Here is a 16093-nt window from a genome sequence, read left to right as displayed (position 1 = left end):
GCGGCACTCCCTTTCTAATTCTTATCGGAGGCTTCGGCCTCGGCGGACTGTTCGGCGGTTTTCTCGGAATCTGATTCGGAGGTCGATCCCTGGTCGGTGTTGTCGCGAATCGTTTGCGCGTCGATCACCTGGCGGGTCTGCTCCTCGTCGATCTGGTGGCGGTACTTGGATATCGTGTCCTGCGCATCGTCGACACTTGTTTGCGGAATGCCCGCCTTGAGGCGGTTTTGCGTGTCTTCGGGCAGGTCGGACAGCTTGATACTGGTTTCGCTTTCGAGCCAGTGGAGCTTGAGTCCGAGTGGCTTGCCGGGCAGGCCGCGCCAGACGGCGACATTGCCCTGGTAGGTACCCAGGTAGTACGAGCCGGTGACACCCGTGTAGGCCCAGATGGCAGCCGCCAGCACCAAGACGAGACCTAAGACGACGCCGATGGTGACGTTGCGGCGACGCACGCGTTGCGCCTCGCGCATAACGCCATCGTCAACCAGGTCAACGACTACTACGGTCACGTTGTCGTGGCCGCCGGCGGCAAGCGCCGCGTCCACTAGGTTGTCGACGCAGATTTGCGCGGTTGAGGACTGCGTGGCGATGTTCTCGATATCGCTATCGGGAATCATGCTCGAAAGGCCGTCAGAGCACAGGATCAGGCGGTCGCCTTCCTCGATATGCAGAGTGAAGTGGTCGGCATACATGGCGGGGTCTGAGCCCAGCGCACGGGTGATGACCGAACGGTTGGGGTGGACGCGAGCCTCGTCTGCCGTTATCTCGCCGGCGTCCACGAGCTCCTCCACGTAGGAGTGGTCGCGGGTCACGCGGATGAGCGTGCCCTCGTGGAGCAGGTAGGCGCGAGAGTCGCCCACGTGGGCGATGGCGAGCGTGTCGTTTTCGATATAGGCGCAAGTGGCTGTGCAGCCCATGCCGGGCTTGCCTAGGCCGTTCAGGGCGGCCTCGATTACGGCGGCGTTGGCTGCCTCGACGGCTGCGGCCAGGCGTGCTGCGTCGGCGGACTGCGGGGCCGTCTTGGCAATAGTCTCGACGGCGATGGAAGAGGCTACCTCGCCGGCGGCGTGACCGCCCATGCCGTCGCATACGCAAAAGAGCGGCGACTGCACCAGGTAGGAATCCTCATTGTGCGGGCGCACACAGCCAACGTCGGAGCGGGCACCCCACATGAGTTGCGTGGTGGTGCCGGCATCATAGGTCGAGTCGGTCTCGATGCGCTCCTCGGTCAGGGGCTCAAAGCTCATGGTCGAGCCGGGGTCTTTGAGCTTGGCTTCAACGGCGGCTACGTCGATCTCGGCTGTGTCACCGGGAGAGACGGTGTCGGTCTCGGCGTTTGATTCGGAATCGCCGGTGTCCGAGGAGCCCGACTCCTCGGACACGCGGGCGGTCGACTCGTCGTCTTGCGGGCTGACGTCTATAGGCTCGGGTGTCGCAAAGTGCGACGGCGCGGGCGTGCTTTGCGACTGGGCGGCGGGCTCGGCCACGGCATCGGACTCGCTTGCGGGCGCAGGCTGCGGGGTCTTGGGCGCAGGGCCGTCCTCGGGGGATGGCCCTGCCTCGGGCGCCGGCGTAGACGCGGGCGCAACCTCGGATGACGGGGCTATGGGAAACGCCGGCGCGGCGGGCTCGGGTGCCGCAAACACCGCAGCGCTCTCGTTGATTGCCGCGGCGACGGGCTCTGCAAAGTGAGCTGGCGTCGGGGTTGCTTCTGGCGCTGTGGGCTGATCCGCAGCATGTGCGCCGATGGGCGCCGCTACGGCATTCTCTTCGTCCTCGTTATCGGCGAGATCCGAAATATCATGCGTTACATGCGAAAGAGGCAGGGAGAACACGGTGTCCTCGGGTTCCACGGGTGCGGAGCCCGCCGGAGCGGCGTGGGCCGGTGCAGCTGTGGCGGCAGCCGGTGCCTCGGTCATAGTTGTGGACTTGTTCTCCTCGTCGATCATCGACGGTTCACCTTCATGACCACATCGCCAATCTGGACTTCGTCGCCCTCGCGCAGCGTGGCAGGCTCCACAAGCTGGCGGCCGTTGACGAGCGTGCCGTTAAGCGAGTTGAGGTCCTCGATGATGAGCGCCGGGCCCTGCAGCGAAAAGCGCGCATGCGAGGCCGAGACGAACGGTTCGTTGATGCAGATGTCCGAAGATGGCGAGCGACCGACGATGACGGGGCCGAGCATGTCTACGTGGATGCCACGGATGCCGCGCGGGCCCTTGTCCACATCGATCGTCCAGATAGCCGAGTCGCGGCGCTGTCCGCGCACAAGTCCCACGCCGGTCTTCATGACGGCGAACAGGAAGATATAGAGCAGGGCGACCAGGACGATGCGGCCTGCAAAAAGGACGATATCGATGTTCATAAGCGACTATCCCCTAAATTCAAAGGTGCTCAGGCCAAACGTCAGCAGATCGCCGTTGCGCAGCGGGCAGCGCGTAATGCGGCGGTTGTTGACGAGCGTGCCGTTGGTGGAATTGAGGTCCTCGATCGACCAATCCGAGCCCGTAAAGGTGAGCTGGGCGTGGCGGCGCGACACGTTGGGGTCGCGCAGGGCAATATCGGAAACTGAGCGCTCGCGACCGATAGTCACCTGTGCGGAGGTGATGCTATGGCTCTCGCCGCTCACGACGTCGACGAGCTGGGCGAGCGGGCGCTGCGGGGCGCGAGTGCTCGCCATGTTGGAGGCGATGCCGGCTGCGGTGCCTAGGCCCACGGCGGCACCGGTCGCGGCGGCTCCGCCCATGCCGGCAAGCGCGTCGCGCGAGACGGTCTGCGGCACCGGGATAGGAGCGGCGGGGTCGGGGACGCTAGGCGCGAAGGGATCTGCTACGGCAAGCGGGTCGGGAGCGGCGGCGCGAGGCGTCGGCTGCTGCTGGGGCATGGCGGCGGGGCGCTGCTGCTGCGGGGCAGCAAACTGCTGCTGACCGGCGCGCGGGGCGCTGGCGGCACGGCTTGCGGCGGAGTTGTTTTGGCCCAGACCGTTTTGATAGGCGCGCTCTTCTTCGTACAGGCGGCCGAGCGTGGGGGCATCGACGTTCTCGGCAAAGACCGAGAACTTGCCGGCACGCAGCTGCGGATCGATCATAAAGCGCACGAGGGGCTCGCCGACAAAGACATAACGGCGCTTTTCGGCCTGCGCCTTCACGAACTCGCGGACCTCACGCGAAAGCTCGGGGTAGAACGGGGCGAGCATGGGGTCGTCGTCGGCGGCGATCAGGATGGTATAGAGTGCCGGCGCCGTGTTGACGCCATTGATCACCAGAGTCTGATCCTCCATGTCGCGAGCGGCCTGCTTGGCAAGCTTCTTAAAGGAGAACGGGGCACGGGTGGCACCGAAGATGCCGGCCACGTGGTCCTCGAAGATGTTCAGGAAGTTCACGAAAGATCACTCTCCGTATAGGTTCTTTGGTATCCGAGCATATATAGGCATATCCCAACGATTATAGAGGATAGGGTTCCCGCAACCGCCGCCTTGGCGACGACCGCGGCTGCAAGGCTGGCAATTTCCATATGGTGTGCAAGACAGGACGCCGCTGCGCAGCCGATGCCGGTGAAAGCGATAGCGGCGATTGCGGCAAGGTTTGAGCCCTGATCGGCACGCTTGGCATGGGCATTGAGCAGCGCAGATGACGCTGCGGCAGTTGCCGCGACCAGCACAAAGGCAGCCCAAAGGAGCGGGTCTCCCAGCGCTGCGGCAACGTTACCGAGCCCCAGCACGCCTCCGGCTGAAAGCGCGACCGTGGCCAGACGGGCAAAAAGCGCGCCCATGCCCGTTGCCGCGGCGGCGCTTGCCGGGCCGAGCCAAAATGACGCGACGCCGGCGGCGACCCCAGCTGCCAGGAAGGTGTTGCCGGTCAGACAGCCAAGCGCGAGTGCACAGGTGAGCGCGGCGCTCGCGGCAGTCTCGGTGCGACCCCAGGCGATCCACCAACCGGACATGGCGGCGGCAAAGATCACCGCGACGGGCAACATCGACAGGATGCCCTGTGCCTGCATGGTGGCGTTGGCCATGAGCACCAAAAAGCCCACGGCCGAGATGGCCGAGCCAATCTGGGGGGCCAGGCCGGCCGCCGCTCCGATCGCGATAGCCGCAATGACCAGGCCGGGAAGCGCCGCGACCCCAGCCGTTTGCATCAGCAAAAAGCTAAAGGTGCCGCACGCTAGCGCCGAGATAGCGCGCATGGTGTAGTCGCGCGCATGGCTCCAGCGCGTGCCCGCCCAGCCGAGTGCGGGGTCGACCTCGATGGCGTCGTCCTCGTAGTACGACGGCTCGATATCGTCGAGCTCCTGCTCGTCATCCGAAAGCTCGCCAACCATTTGCTCCAAGCTGCGACGGCCTTCGCGCACGCTCCCCAAGCCGGCAAGGAGCTGGTCGCAAAATGTCTCGATGCTGCTGGGGCGGTCCTGCGGCATGGGGGAGAGCGCGCTCATGAGCGTGGCCTCGGCTCCCGGGGGGAAGTGTGGTATCAGCTCGCTGGGATAGGTGGCGCCGCCGATGATACGGTCGAGCGAGTCGGCGGGCGTGGCCGCCATAAAGGGAGCGCTGCCGCACAAGCCCTCATAGATAACGCAGGCAAGGGCAAAGACATCAGCGCGTTCGTCGACCGTGCCGGTCTCGATATCGAGCTGCTCGGGCGGCATGTAGCCGATGGTGCCGCCGCGCGAGCCGCCAAAGCCACCGGCGGACGACAGCCGCGCCATGCCAAAGTCGGTGAGCTTTACATTGCCCGAGTGGTCGATGAGCACGTTGGCGGGCTTAATGTCCAGGTGGAGTACGCCATTACTATGGGCGAAGGTGAGCGCCTGGCCCAGGGCATCGGCAATGGCCGCGGCCTCGTCAAAGGTAAGTGAGTGGCCGTCCACGCGATGCAAAAACTCGGCTAGCGACATGCCATCGACATATTCCATAACCAGGTAGGCATAGGCGGTGTCGTGCGTAAAGTCGATAACCTGCACGATATTGGGATGTTGAAGCATAGCGGCAGTGTGCGCCTCGCGCAGGACATCCATGATGTCGCTGGCGGGCATGCCGGAACCGTTGATAAGGGGGATGCGCTTAATGGCGACGCGGCGGCGCAGGTGCGTGTCGCGGCAGATCTCGATGGAGCCAAAACCGCCGGTCGCAAGCGTCTCGAGCGGCTGGTACCGCTTGAGCAGCTCGCGAGAGCTGGTGCCCTCCAAAGGAACGTCCGGCGAGAACCGGGCGGTATGTTGCGAGAAAAGCGGCATGGCCAACCCTCGTGCGTTTAAAGTTCGTTTGCGAGCGGCGGGCGCGGGGCCAAGCCGTTCGCGGTGGCATAGATGCTGCTAGTGTAGCACGCTCGGGCAGATGGCGAGGAAACGGGGATGAGGTGGCCCGATCGGTTCGGGTCGTTTCGGCTCGTTCGGAAAGTGGGGGACCGGTTTTCAACCAAATAATGGGATGCGCTTTCCAAAGGGGGCAGCTTGCGGAAGCTGCATCCCAGAATAATGGCCTGGAACGGGACGGACTTTCCGAACCGGCGCTTAAAAGGAAACCGCATCCCATTTTGGAGCGGGGACTGCGGACAAAAGCTGGACCGTGATCTGGCTCGGATTGGAGTTCGCCTGAATCGTTGATGCTGGCTGGTGTGGGAACAGAGATAAACGAGCGGCTCGAGCGATATAATGACACGCTATGGAGGCCATATGCTTTTTTCCCGCCGTTCTGCTACATCTGCCTGCGCCATTGCGCTTGTCGTAATGGCGGTCACCCCTTATCACCGGTTTTCATCTTCAATCGGCCTGGCGTCAGGTGCAATGACCTGGCTCGTTATCCTGGGCGCATGCCTCGCGGCGTTTGTTCATGGTGCTGCGCTATGCAAGGGGGGAATGAGACGGCCGAGGCATCTCGGTGCTATCGGTGTTTTCCTTGGTGTTATTGCAACGGTTCCCGAGTGGGTTGACTTGGCCTTCTATGCTCGCGGAGATTCTATTCCATTCGTGTTTGCACCGATCTGGCTGTTGCATGGCGTTTCGTGCGTCTCGTGCTTTGCTGGGGCGTTGCTCCTCTCATATGTTATTTGGGACACGGCGGGCTCTCCTTTGACGCAGGGGGCGACGCCGACCGACGAAAGAGAGAATCGTCGCCTGCAGAACGCGATTTTTACAGAAACAATAGCCGTCCTGTCTTGCCTGCTGTTTTGCTGTCGAGTTTCATGGAGAATTGTCCCCGAGCCATGGGGGATACCCTCTGTTTTGGCCGCATCAATTGGCCTTGCGCTTTTAATTCCGTTGGTCTATCTCGCATTGGCTGTGGCCCCGCTGTTTCGCTGCTCCCGCGCCTTTGGTCGGGGGCAGAGCGACGTGTTTGCCCGTTCTGTGCTCGTGGCAGTACCTATTGGCCTTGTTCCGGCTGTTGAGGCGGCATACTTCGCAAGCGATGCCGCGATCATTGCATTGCTTGCGATGGGGTCTGCTATCGCCGCTGCCTTCGTATGCATGTTACTAAGGAGAAAACGGGACAACAATTCGGATATCGCCCACGCGTCTGACCCATTCGATGCGGAGGCGTTTTCTCCTGCCCTGTCGCCTAGAGAAGAGCAGTTTGTTCGACTGCTGCTCAAAGGGAAAACGCCGGCGGAAATTGCCAAGGAGACGGATACGAAGCCATCGACGGTGCGAACAACGCTTCATCGAGCATACGGGAAGGCGTCAGTTGCGGGCTCACGCGAGCTCGTGGCGTTGTTTGCGGGTGAGGGTGATACTGTAGGGCCTGAGCTGCCGCAGCGGCATGCTGACGATATGTTGGCATCAGCTCGAACGCACCGGCTGTTTCGATACCTGCTCACATTATTTTTTATCCTCCTTGCGGCTGGCCCGTTGGTAATGGCGGATAGCGATTGGGGATCCGGTGTTTCGTGGGCTGTCGCTTTTTCTCTCTCAAGCTATGCATTGGGTCTCGGACTGTTTCTGTCGCTACGCTACGCGGGTGGAAAACCGAATCGTGAAGCTGCGCTGGATAGAGCAGGTGAGGCGATTGAGCTCGGAGGTCCGTGCATGTGGGCGATACTGTCTGCTGCGGAATGGTCTTTTATCTATATCTCGGCATGGAGGTGCATACGCGTTCCGTTGATGGCTGTGCCGGTCCTGTTTTGCGGCGTGGCGTCTACAGCTTCGCTCGCTGTTGGGCTGCGTCCGTTTAAGGTGCATGCCCGTGCTCGGGCTATCGTGCCATTGGTGTCAATAGGTGTCGCTGCTTCAATCTATGCGGCCAGTAGGGGGCGAATTCATGGGTTCGTGGTGCTGGCGGGGATGCTGCTCACATATGTAGTGCTGCGAAGCTGTCCGCAGCGCAAAATGCTTGGGGTATGGATGCTTTGCTTTGGGGCGACGGCTCCTGTCTGGGTCGTCTTGCTCAACATGGCGCAGGATCTGATGGTTTTCGAGCCGCTGTTCCTTGCGTCGCTGTTGGGGCATAGTTCGGCTGTCAATGTCGTCGTGGCAACGGTGATTGTTTGCTGGTCTGTGCCCATGCTCGTTACGCACATCGTGCTCGTACGCTCGGTTGAGGACGAGAAGGCCGTCTTGAAGTACCGTGCGAACGGGTCCACCGAAGCAGCTCACGTGCGCCGGCTGGCTCTGCTTACGTCGCGCGCCCTGTCCGATGTTCAGGCCCGAATATTGTTGATGACGGCAGAGGGCACAACGACAAAGACCATTGCGCAGGATGTCGGTTACGCTGCATCTACGGTGCAAGCGCTGCGATCCGCGTCCTATCGCCAGTTGAAGATCAAGAACAAAGCAGAGCTTATTTCATTGTTATCGCAGGTAGATAACGTGTAAACGCCTGGATTATCAACTCAATAGCGAGTGTTTACAGACATCTTTCTCCATTCATGCAAAGGTTGCTGTGCGTCGACGCATTGTTAGCCGCTTTTGATTGGAGAAGGCCATGATTAAGCCAAGGAGCGCTATTACTCGAATCGGAGTCGGGTTGGCGATTGCTGCGGGTCTGTCCCTAGGGGTTCCCGCTGCATCGTTCGCGCAAGAGGAGTTTGACACCTCTCAGGTTTCTAGCATTACTCAAAACGCCGATACGGGAATTACGACCTGTACGAACAATGCCGATAGGGCATTTAGTTTTCAATGTGCCGGGACGAGTGCAACTGGCTACCGTCAAAAGGATGATTCCTCATCGCTCTATCTGGATATCCAAGGTTATACGGGAAATCCGCTTCGGTTATATACAGACGGTGCGTATAACACAAGCGGTAGCGGCAGCATGAATTGTACTCAGGGAACGTATCGTTCGAATCACAAGGGACAGTGGGAAATGTATAACCTCGTCCGTGAGAACGGGCGATCTGCGGCGCGACTGACTGCATGGGCGGAGTCTGGCTACGGCACTGTTATTGGTGTATGGAGCCCCGACTGCGTCGGGCATTTCCGCAAGCTTCCCGCATAGTTGTTTGAATTGGCTCCCTTCCGGCTTTCTGGGTCGGAAGGGGGAGGAGGACGTATGAACCAAAGGCTCGTAAGATATGAGCTGTCGAAAACGATAAGACGCCCAGCTTTTATCTTTGCTCTCTTGATTGCAGTCGCAGTTGCAATAGCTGCTGCGCTGGAGCCGTGGGCAAATTTGGAAAAAGAACGTCACAACCTTCTTTCTTTTGGTTACGGCGTTGGCATGCAAGCCAAAAACTATCTCGGTCAAACACGTGAAAGCAGCTTCGGTAACTGGATTGTTGTGAGCGCGAACGCGCCACTGTCTGCGTCGGTGTTTTTCTATGCACTGCCCCTGCTTGCAATGTTGGCCGGATCTTGGTCGTGCCTCTTTGAGCGTTTGAGTGGTTATGACATGCAGATATGCACGCGCGTTTCCAGAAAGGCATACGTGAACGTAAAGGTGCTGTCTGCTTTCCTCTCCGCGTTTACAGTGACTGCCATTCCTCTGCTCGTCAATTTCCTGATTGTCTCGATGCTTTTTCCTGCGTATCTTCCTCGGGTCGATGAGTCGACCTACGTAGGGCTTTACCTACATAGCTATTTCTCCGGTCTATTTTATTCACATCCTTTGTTATATGTGCTTGCATACACGCTGTTCGATGCGGTCACGCTCGGGACTTTATCCATGGCTGTAACTGGCTTCTCAATTTTGTTTCGTAGCAGAATCAAAGCGATAATTGTCCCGTATCTGCTAATGGTTGCGTGGCATTTTGCAAATGGCTGGATCTTCGGCGTAATGGCTTGTGTGGGGTTTAACTGCAATATCTTCAACAGCATCAGGTCGGAATCGCTGAATAACTGGCCAGACATTCGAGCCGGTTTTGCGGAAATCATATTATTGACCCTTGCTTCGTTGGCTTTTTCTGGGGCGTGGAAAAGGCGGGAGATGGTCTGATGCTGTTTAGGCTGGTCGCCGCGGACCTGAGGACCGTTTTGAAGAAGAACATCATTACCTTTATTGCGATTGCGGCAGTGACCGTTGCGAACCTGGTGTACGCCTACGGTTTGTCTTCTGTGTATGGGGTCAGGACGGATGCCTTGGGGTTTGCGGACAATCTTGCGCTCGTGTTTGCCGGATCTGCTCCGTTTGAGCCTAGGCCCGGGGTCATGTTTGTGCCTCCGCTAGGATGGCTATTTCTCATTCTGCTTATTCTCTATACAACACTCGATTATCCCGCCGAATCGTTGCACGGGTTTGGTTTGCAAACGCTTGTCCGATGCCGGGCGAGAACCCTTTGGTGGGTCTCGCGTTTTATCTCAGTGGCGGCGATAACAGCATTTTCGCTGCTCGTGGTGGTTTGCTCTGTTGTGATTTGGAGCTTGATGGTGAGTGCCTCGTTCAGCGCGGTCATCCATGGCGAGTCGCTTCAGCTGGCTAATTTGGCGCCGTGGTTTCTCAAGGCGAGCGAAGCAGGTGCACTGCCGTTTTTCGCAGGTCTCTTTCTTGCTTTTGAGGCGCTTGCGTTTGTGCAGGCAACGGTTGGGTTTGTGCTTGGGCCGTCAGTTTCATTTGCGGTTGTAATGAGCTACCTGATCTGTTCGGCATATGCGCGGCATTGGGCGCTACTGGGAAATGCCTTGATGCTGTTGCGCTGGGGTGGAATCGTCAAAGAAGGAATTGCGACGGGCTCGAGTGGCTTGTTTTCAATTGTGATTATGTCGTTATGCCTATCGTTGGGTGGACTGTGGTTTCGAAGGGCCGACCTTATCGAAAAGAGGGACAAGATATGAGTGTGATCGTTAGGGACGTATCGAAGCGCATGGGCAAAAACGATGTCCTGCGCAACGTGTCTATCGAGGTTGACCCTGGGACTGTGGTCGGGCTTCAGGGGATAAACGGTTCGGGTAAGACCATGCTCATGCGAGCGGTCTGCGGATTGATTAGACCCACCGAGGGCGAGATTATTATCGATGGCCAAAGACTTGGGGCGGATATCTCGTTTCCGCCGAGTCTGGGGATGTTGATAGAGGCGCCTTCCTTTTTAGGATATCTGTCTGGTTACGACAATCTGGAGCTCATCGCTCAGATCAAGGGCGTTGCCACCCCCGAGGACATTCGCTCTGCCCTGCGGCTCGTGGGGCTCGATGCAGACGAAAAAAAGAAGTTCCGAGCATACTCGCTTGGGATGAAGCAGCGTCTGGGGATAGCTGCGGCAATTATGGAAAAGCCGAAGCTGCTTGTTCTCGATGAGCCAACGAATGCCCTCGACGAAGCGGGCGTTGAAATGCTCAAGCGCGTTGTGGCGATGGCGGCATCAACGGGTCGCGAGGTTCTTCTGTCTAGCCATGACGGAGAGGTGCTCGAGGAGCTGGCCGATCGGGTTTACTGCATGCGCGACGGTGCCGTTGTGAAAGTTCGGGAAAGGTCGTGAGCGCGATGAAGAAGACCCTGTGGACAAGAAGGGCGGTGCTTGCTCTTTTCGGCTGTGCTGCTACCGGCCTTGCGGGCATGAGGGTGAGCGTCGTTAACAGGAATCGGACAGTCATTCCTGAAAAATATTACGCGGAGGGCGAATGGCTCTCGATGGATGGAGCGTTTCTGGGATCGAAGGATGTAGCGACTGATGGGTATTCGTTTTGCATAGACGGGGCAGAATTGCTCACGCCGCGCGAGTATCTCAAGCGTGCGCATGATGATTATTCAAAATATGGCACCGTGGATACGAAAACGAAATTGAAGGACGCTGACATCACGTGTGTTATTGCCGTAAAGATGCGTGTCAGGAATAAGGACAATGTCGAAGGCGGGATTAAAGCGTATGTTTGGCATTTGGTGCCGGAGGGAGCGCCAAACTATGACTTTGTGGTCAATACCGATCTGATAACGCAAGCCATGCCGGTCCTTGGCGGCTCTGCCGCGTTTGCCGTGGAGGTTGGGGCAGAAAACGAGTTACTCGTCCCATTTATGATGCAAAACACCAACGACTATTTCGAAGATTACGAAACCGTCCGTTTTGAGAAGGCTTTTCCTGGGACTTATACGATGAAGATGACCGATCTGCCAGAGAGAAGGCTCTTAAGGTTTGAAGTGAAGTAACTCGAGAGCTAGGCAAAATGGGTCCATCGGTGGCACTCGCGCTCGATCCCAGGCGCCCTGGCCCGGAATGACGCGGGGCGAGGCGTCTTCGGTGTCGGCTGGCCTACCGCTTCTTCTTGTTCTTCTTCTGCTTGCGCTGCTTGCCCTTGGTCTCCTGGGGCTTGTCGCCCTGCTTGGCTTCGGCAGCGGCCTTTTCTGCCTTCATCTTCTTGCGTTTGGTCTCGATGCGGAGTTTTTTGTTGATGTGCGCCTTGAGGAAGGTGCCAAACTGCTCGGCATCGCCGCGGACAAAGGTGTCCTTAGGGATAGTCACACCCTGGTCGGCGAACATGGCTACAAAGATGCGCTCGCCGTCGAGTACGTGGTCGAGCTTTTCAAACGGGAAGAACTGCGATTTGCCGCTCTTGCCCCAAACCATCAGGCCGTCCTCGTTGGCGGCGACGCGTCGATAGCGGCCACCCATGGACTCGTCGGCCTCGACGGCGTCGATAAAGTCACGGGCGAGGGTGTGGTGCAGGTTTTTGCTCCACCAGGCCAAAAAGGCGCCGAATACGATCAGGACGACGCCAAACTTGATCCAGTTGCCGCCGGCCACCAGCATGCCAATGCCGAGCAGCGCGGCAATTGCCGCGGCGACATACAGCGAGCCGCGACGCCTGGGCGAGGCGACCAGGCGGGCGAAGTCGGTGACCAGGTCGTTTTCGTACTGGTACTCGTTGAGGTACAGGATGCCGTCATCGGCTGCGGCCTGCTTCTCGAGCGCGACCTCGACCTGGTCGGCTGCTTCGGAGGGAACGAGGTTGCTCTCTGCGTCTGCCATGCTCTTTGGACTCCTATCGCGGCGGGCTCGCCGTACGGGTTATTATGAATGCAGTATGCCGTGCGACCGCATGGCCGTCGCGGCAACAAGACTCAGTATACCCGGGGGAGCACCCATGGAATCGTTGTACCGAAAGTATCGCCCGCTCACCTTCGACTCCGTGGTGGGCCAGCAGCATATCGTCTCGACGCTCGAGCACGCCATCACCGAGGGGCGTCTGTCCCACGCGTACCTGTTCTGCGGACCGCGCGGCACGGGCAAGACCACCATGGCGCGCATTCTGGCCAAGGCGCTACTGTGTCGCAACGCCGAGGCGGCGCGCGCCGAGGGTGCAAGCGGCTGCATGCCCGACGGCACCTGTGAGGAGTGCGAGCTCATCGCCGAGGGCAACCACCCCGATGTCTACGAGCTCGATGCTGCAAGCCGCACGGGCGTGGACAACGTGCGCGAGGAGATCATCAACTCCGTCAACTTTGCCCCGGTGCGCGGCAAGTACAAGATCTATATCATCGACGAGGTTCACATGCTCACGACGGCGGCGTTCAACGCGCTGCTCAAGACGCTCGAGGAGCCGCCGGCACACGTGATCTTTGTGCTGTGCACCACCGATCCGCAAAAGATTCTGGAGACCATCCTCTCGCGCTGCCAGCGCTTCGATTTCCACCGCATCGGCAACGAGGATATCGAGCATCGCCTGTCCTACGTGTGCGAGCAGGAGGGCTTCGATTACGACGACGAGGCGCTCGCCATCGTGGCGCGCCATGCCAAGGGCGGCATGCGCGACGCGCTCTCCACGCTGGAGCAGTTGAGCGTTTTTGGCAACGGCGCCGTGCATGCGGACGATGCCCGCTCGCTTTTGGGCGAGGTTTCGGACCAGATTCTGGGCGAGTTTGCCCGCGCCATCGCCGAGCGTGATATTGCTGAGCTCTATGGGCTCATTCGTGCACAGGTCGAGGAGGGCAATGACCTGCTTGAGCTGACGCGCGACCTGGTGGCGCATGTGCGCGACGTGTATGTGGCTTGCGTTGCCGGTGCCCGTGCCGAGCTGTTTGAGGGCGGGGTCGAGCAGGCCGAGGCGCTTGCTGCCGAGGCCGCTGCCTTTGGCGAGCATCCTGCCGATCGTTTGGCTCGCGTACTGACCGTGCTCGACGACGCCGCCTTGGAGATGAGGGGTGCGAGCGACGTGCGCCTGGTGCTCGAGATCGCCTGCACGCGCCTGACACGTCCCGAGGCCGATCTGACCATTGAGGCCCTGGCCGAGCGCGTGGCACGCTTGGAGGTCATGGTTGCCAACGGCGCCGTGCCGGCGAGCGTGGCTGCTGCTGGTGCCGCGCCTGCGGCTGCCGCGGCTGCGCCTGCGACGACGCAACAGCCGACACTGATCTCGGGTGCCCGAGCTGCCGCTCCTGTGGCATCTGCCGTGCCCGCCGCTGCGTCTGCGCGCCAGGGCGGCATGCCCTGGGACCGAGGCACTGCCGCTCCGGCGACCCAGCCTGCGCCCGCGCCGACCCCCAAGCCTGCCGCGGCTGCGCCTCAGCCTGCCCCGGCTCCGATGTCCCAGCCCACCTCCCCGGCTCCCGCGCCTGCTGCATCGACCGTGCCGGTGTCAAAGCCCAACAACGCCGCCCAGGTTGCTGCCGCCGGCGCCGCCGAGACCCCCGCGGTCGAGGATGCCGGCGAGCTCCAGCGCAAATGGGCCGAGGTCGTCGAGCGCGTCAAGGCCCAACAACCTTCTTATGCGGCTCTCCTGTTGAACGCTCGCGCTACGGCAGACGATGGTTCTAAGCTCACGGTTTCGTTCCCTACGGCATTTGCTATCAAGATGCTCGGGCGTGCTGATACACAGGCGGTGTTTTTGCCGACAGTCAGCGCGGTCTTCGGTCGTCGCACCGTCGACTATGTCCTGAATGGGGGTGGCACGCCGGCTCCTCAACATGAGGAGCATTCTCCATCTGCACGGGCTGCGGCATCTGCGGACCCGCAACCCGTGTCCTCGGCGGCCACTGCATCCTCGAGCACCAGCGCGACGCAGCCAAAAGCGGCACCGGCGGCGGCACCGACCCCGTCGGCACCTGAACCCGCTGCGCCCAAACCGGCCGCTTCGGTCCCCGCGCCCAAGCCCGCCGCCGCGCCTGCGCCCAAGTCATCCGACCTGGCTAAGGCCCCCTGGCTGCGCTCCGACAACCCCGCCGGCGCCCCCGCTACGGGTAAGCTCCCGACCGAACCCGCGCCCCGAGCGCCCGAGCGCGCGTCCGCTTCCAAGACTCAGCCGTCTGCGCAGGCTGCGTCGTGGGAATCCGAGCAGGTGCCCTACGACGACGCCATGGTCGGCGGCTTCGCCGGCGATACGAGCGGGGAGGATCTTCCTCCGTTCGACGTGCCTGCCGCGGTGCCTGCGCCCAGCCCTGCCGCTTCAGCCGCGGCTCCCGCAGTCGCGACGTCCGCTCTCGCAAGCGACGACGCCCCCGCTGCCCCTTGGGAGTCCAACCCCGGCGCCGGCAGTCCCTTCGGCCACCAGGGCGCAGCCCCGAGCATCCCGCAGACCGAGGATGAGGCCAAGGCCCTCATCCGCAACGTCTTTGGACAGGCCACCATCTTCAAACCGGTGGAGTAACTGTGCGGGCGGGTACGCTGCTCAAGAAGAGATCTCTTTGTCCGGGCGCATCTGTATTTCGGACATGTGTAGTGTGGTGCCGCGTATATCGCATTCGAGCAGACAGGCGCGTGACGGTCGGCCTAGGATGCTGAGGTCGATACGATATGTCGCATGGCTGTCCGTGTATTCGACTTGCTCGGCGTTGACGGTTGCTCCGATTGTAAATAAAGAGCCCAGTTCGGCATCGACAATCTTGGAGTCCTTTATCTTGACCTTGAACTCTTGGTAGAGGGACGGGCTGTTGTAGTAAATGGTTCGGGTTCCGTCGGTGCACTCATCGGTCGCTTCCCATTTGACGACGGGCTGGTCCGAGCTGGCTATCAGTAGTTCTGCTCCAAAGGCTATGGCATGGGTGATGACAACCAGCAGTGCCCAGCCGACAAAGAGATAGAGAACCACATATGCAACGGGGTGTTTTGAGCGGATGTTTTGGAGCGCGTCGGGGGCATTCATGGGGCACCTCCAAATTGCTATCTTTGACAATCAAATTTTACCATGCCGTCATGAGCGCCACCTCGAGCGGCGGTTTAGCATTTTGCTATCTAGCTGGATGCAGCAAATGCCGGGTTCCGGCTCTACAAGATTTAGCTTTCGATATTATGTAGATGCTAATTATTCAACTTTGCATAATCTTTGGGCGCGGCTTGCACTCCAGGACATGTATATCGACTGGGGTAGCGTGTCCGCCCCGCTCGCTTGCCCCGCGCCGTGGTACGATTTTTGCGTTTGAAAGTCCCGCCGCGTCCCGGCTGCCTTTGCAGCTCGTCGCGCGGCCGCACGTAAAGGAGCCATCATGGCCGGTATGAACATGCAGCAGATGATGAAGCAGGCCCGCAAGATGCAGGAGCAGCTTGCCGCCGCGCAGGAAAACCTTAAGTCCCAGACCGTCGATGCCTCTGCCGGCGGCGGCATGGTCAAGGTGACCGTTAACGGCGAGATGGAGCTCGTCAACCTCACCATCGACCCCGATGCCCTCGATCCCGAGGACGTCGATATGCTGCAGGACATGATCATGGCTGCCGTCAACGAGGCCGTCCGCGGTGTCAACGAGCTCGCCAACAAGCAGATGGGCGCCATCACCGGCGGCCTCAACATCCCGGGCATGCCGTTCTAA

The 16093-nt window shown here is 60.2% G+C and carries 13 protein-coding genes; 7 read left to right on the top strand and 6 right to left on the bottom strand.

Annotation, left to right across the window (positions count from 1 at the left end; translation table 11 throughout):
* Positions 1 to 14 precede the first annotated feature (14 nt).
* The 4 genes from DW732_RS00725 to DW732_RS00710 are packed head-to-tail and all read right to left on the bottom strand — an operon-like array spanning position 15 to position 5229.
* The gene (locus DW732_RS00725; RefSeq protein ID WP_117735399.1) at positions 15 to 1949 is read right to left on the bottom strand and encodes a Stp1/IreP family PP2C-type Ser/Thr phosphatase; all 1935 of its coding nucleotides are present in this window, start codon (positions 1947 to 1949) and stop codon (positions 15 to 17) included.
* The gene (locus DW732_RS00720) at positions 1946 to 2362 is read right to left on the bottom strand and encodes an FHA domain-containing protein (RefSeq protein WP_006235180.1); all 417 of its coding nucleotides are present in this window, start codon (positions 2360 to 2362) and stop codon (positions 1946 to 1948) included. Before DW732_RS00720 ends, DW732_RS00725 begins: the two co-directional genes overlap by 4 nt.
* Before the next feature lie 6 nt (positions 2363 to 2368).
* Positions 2369 to 3379: an FhaA domain-containing protein gene (locus tag DW732_RS00715; protein WP_117735400.1), complete on the bottom strand. Its 1011-nt coding sequence runs from the start codon at positions 3377 to 3379 to the stop codon at positions 2369 to 2371.
* On the bottom strand, positions 3376 to 5229 hold the full coding sequence (locus DW732_RS00710) for a serine/threonine-protein kinase (protein WP_118098143.1): 1854 nt from the start codon (positions 5227 to 5229) through the stop codon (positions 3376 to 3378). The genes DW732_RS00715 and DW732_RS00710 overlap by 4 nt, the downstream gene beginning before the upstream one ends.
* 438 nt (positions 5230 to 5667) lie before the next feature.
* Here DW732_RS00710 and DW732_RS00705 point away from each other — a divergent pair, with 438 nt between their 5' ends.
* The 5 genes from DW732_RS00705 (at position 5668) to DW732_RS00685 (ending at position 11503) form a co-directional block, all read left to right on the top strand.
* Positions 5668 to 7803 (top strand): LuxR C-terminal-related transcriptional regulator, encoded by a 2136-nt coding sequence (locus DW732_RS00705; RefSeq protein ID WP_158567304.1) that lies wholly within the window; start codon positions 5668 to 5670, stop codon positions 7801 to 7803.
* Between the two features lie 676 nt (positions 7804 to 8479).
* Positions 8480 to 9361, top strand: a complete 882-nt coding sequence (locus DW732_RS00700) for a hypothetical protein (protein WP_118098139.1) — start codon at positions 8480 to 8482, stop codon at positions 9359 to 9361.
* A 38-nt stretch (positions 9362 to 9399) separates the two neighbouring features.
* Positions 9400 to 10197, top strand: coding sequence for a hypothetical protein (locus DW732_RS00695; protein WP_147356338.1), 798 nt, complete (start codon positions 9400 to 9402; stop codon positions 10195 to 10197).
* Complete coding sequence (locus DW732_RS00690) at positions 10194 to 10838, top strand: ATP-binding cassette domain-containing protein (protein ID WP_118098135.1); 645 nt, start codon at positions 10194 to 10196, stop codon at positions 10836 to 10838. The genes DW732_RS00695 and DW732_RS00690 overlap by 4 nt, the downstream gene beginning before the upstream one ends.
* 5 nt (positions 10839 to 10843) lie before the next feature.
* Positions 10844 to 11503, top strand: coding sequence for a DUF5028 domain-containing protein (locus tag DW732_RS00685; protein ID WP_118098133.1), 660 nt, complete (start codon positions 10844 to 10846; stop codon positions 11501 to 11503).
* 103 nt (positions 11504 to 11606) lie between these two features.
* On the opposite strand, the gene DW732_RS09820 is transcribed toward DW732_RS00685, so the two are convergent.
* Entirely contained in the window at positions 11607 to 12323 is a 717-nt protein-coding gene (locus DW732_RS09820; RefSeq protein ID WP_158567303.1) for a hypothetical protein, read from the bottom strand.
* Between the two features lie 115 nt (positions 12324 to 12438).
* Between DW732_RS09820 and dnaX the strand changes: the two genes are divergently transcribed.
* Positions 12439 to 14937 (top strand): DNA polymerase III subunit gamma/tau, encoded by a 2499-nt coding sequence (gene dnaX, locus DW732_RS09730; RefSeq protein WP_158567302.1) that lies wholly within the window; start codon positions 12439 to 12441, stop codon positions 14935 to 14937.
* Positions 14938 to 14958: 21 nt separating this feature from the next.
* Here dnaX and DW732_RS00660 read toward each other — a convergent pair whose 3' ends face one another.
* Complete coding sequence (locus DW732_RS00660) at positions 14959 to 15432, bottom strand: hypothetical protein (RefSeq protein ID WP_118098127.1); 474 nt, start codon at positions 15430 to 15432, stop codon at positions 14959 to 14961.
* A 340-nt stretch (positions 15433 to 15772) separates the two neighbouring features.
* Here DW732_RS00660 and DW732_RS00655 point away from each other — a divergent pair, with 340 nt between their 5' ends.
* Positions 15773 to 16093, top strand: coding sequence for a YbaB/EbfC family nucleoid-associated protein (locus tag DW732_RS00655; protein ID WP_006235174.1), 321 nt, complete (start codon positions 15773 to 15775; stop codon positions 16091 to 16093).

Origin of the sequence: Collinsella sp. AM28-11LB, assembly GCF_003469895.1 — a bacterium.
Taxonomy (GTDB): Bacteria; Actinomycetota; Coriobacteriia; order Coriobacteriales; family Coriobacteriaceae; genus Collinsella.
The sequence above is the reverse complement of the archived record's forward strand: the minus strand, read 5'-3'. Positions and strand labels throughout refer to the sequence as shown.

Coding starts and splice junctions, on each gene's coding strand:
- DW732_RS00685 (WP_118098133.1), top strand. CDS start 10,844: ATGAAGAAGACCCTGTGGACAAGAAGGGCGGTGCTTGCTCTTTTCGGC.
- DW732_RS00705 (WP_158567304.1), top strand. CDS start 5,668: ATGCTTTTTTCCCGCCGTTCTGCTACATCTGCCTGCGCCATTGCGCTT.
- DW732_RS00725 (WP_117735399.1), bottom strand. CDS start 1,949: ATGATCGACGAGGAGAACAAGTCCACAACTATGACCGAGGCACCGGCT.
- DW732_RS00710 (WP_118098143.1), bottom strand. CDS start 5,229: ATGCCGCTTTTCTCGCAACATACCGCCCGGTTCTCGCCGGACGTTCCT.
- DW732_RS00700 (WP_118098139.1), top strand. CDS start 8,480: ATGAACCAAAGGCTCGTAAGATATGAGCTGTCGAAAACGATAAGACGC.
- dnaX (WP_158567302.1), top strand. CDS start 12,439: ATGGAATCGTTGTACCGAAAGTATCGCCCGCTCACCTTCGACTCCGTG.
- DW732_RS00655 (WP_006235174.1), top strand. CDS start 15,773: ATGGCCGGTATGAACATGCAGCAGATGATGAAGCAGGCCCGCAAGATG.
- DW732_RS00660 (WP_118098127.1), bottom strand. CDS start 15,432: ATGAATGCCCCCGACGCGCTCCAAAACATCCGCTCAAAACACCCCGTT.
- DW732_RS09820 (WP_158567303.1), bottom strand. CDS start 12,323: ATGGCAGACGCAGAGAGCAACCTCGTTCCCTCCGAAGCAGCCGACCAG.
- DW732_RS00690 (WP_118098135.1), top strand. CDS start 10,194: ATGAGTGTGATCGTTAGGGACGTATCGAAGCGCATGGGCAAAAACGAT.
- DW732_RS00720 (WP_006235180.1), bottom strand. CDS start 2,362: ATGAACATCGATATCGTCCTTTTTGCAGGCCGCATCGTCCTGGTCGCC.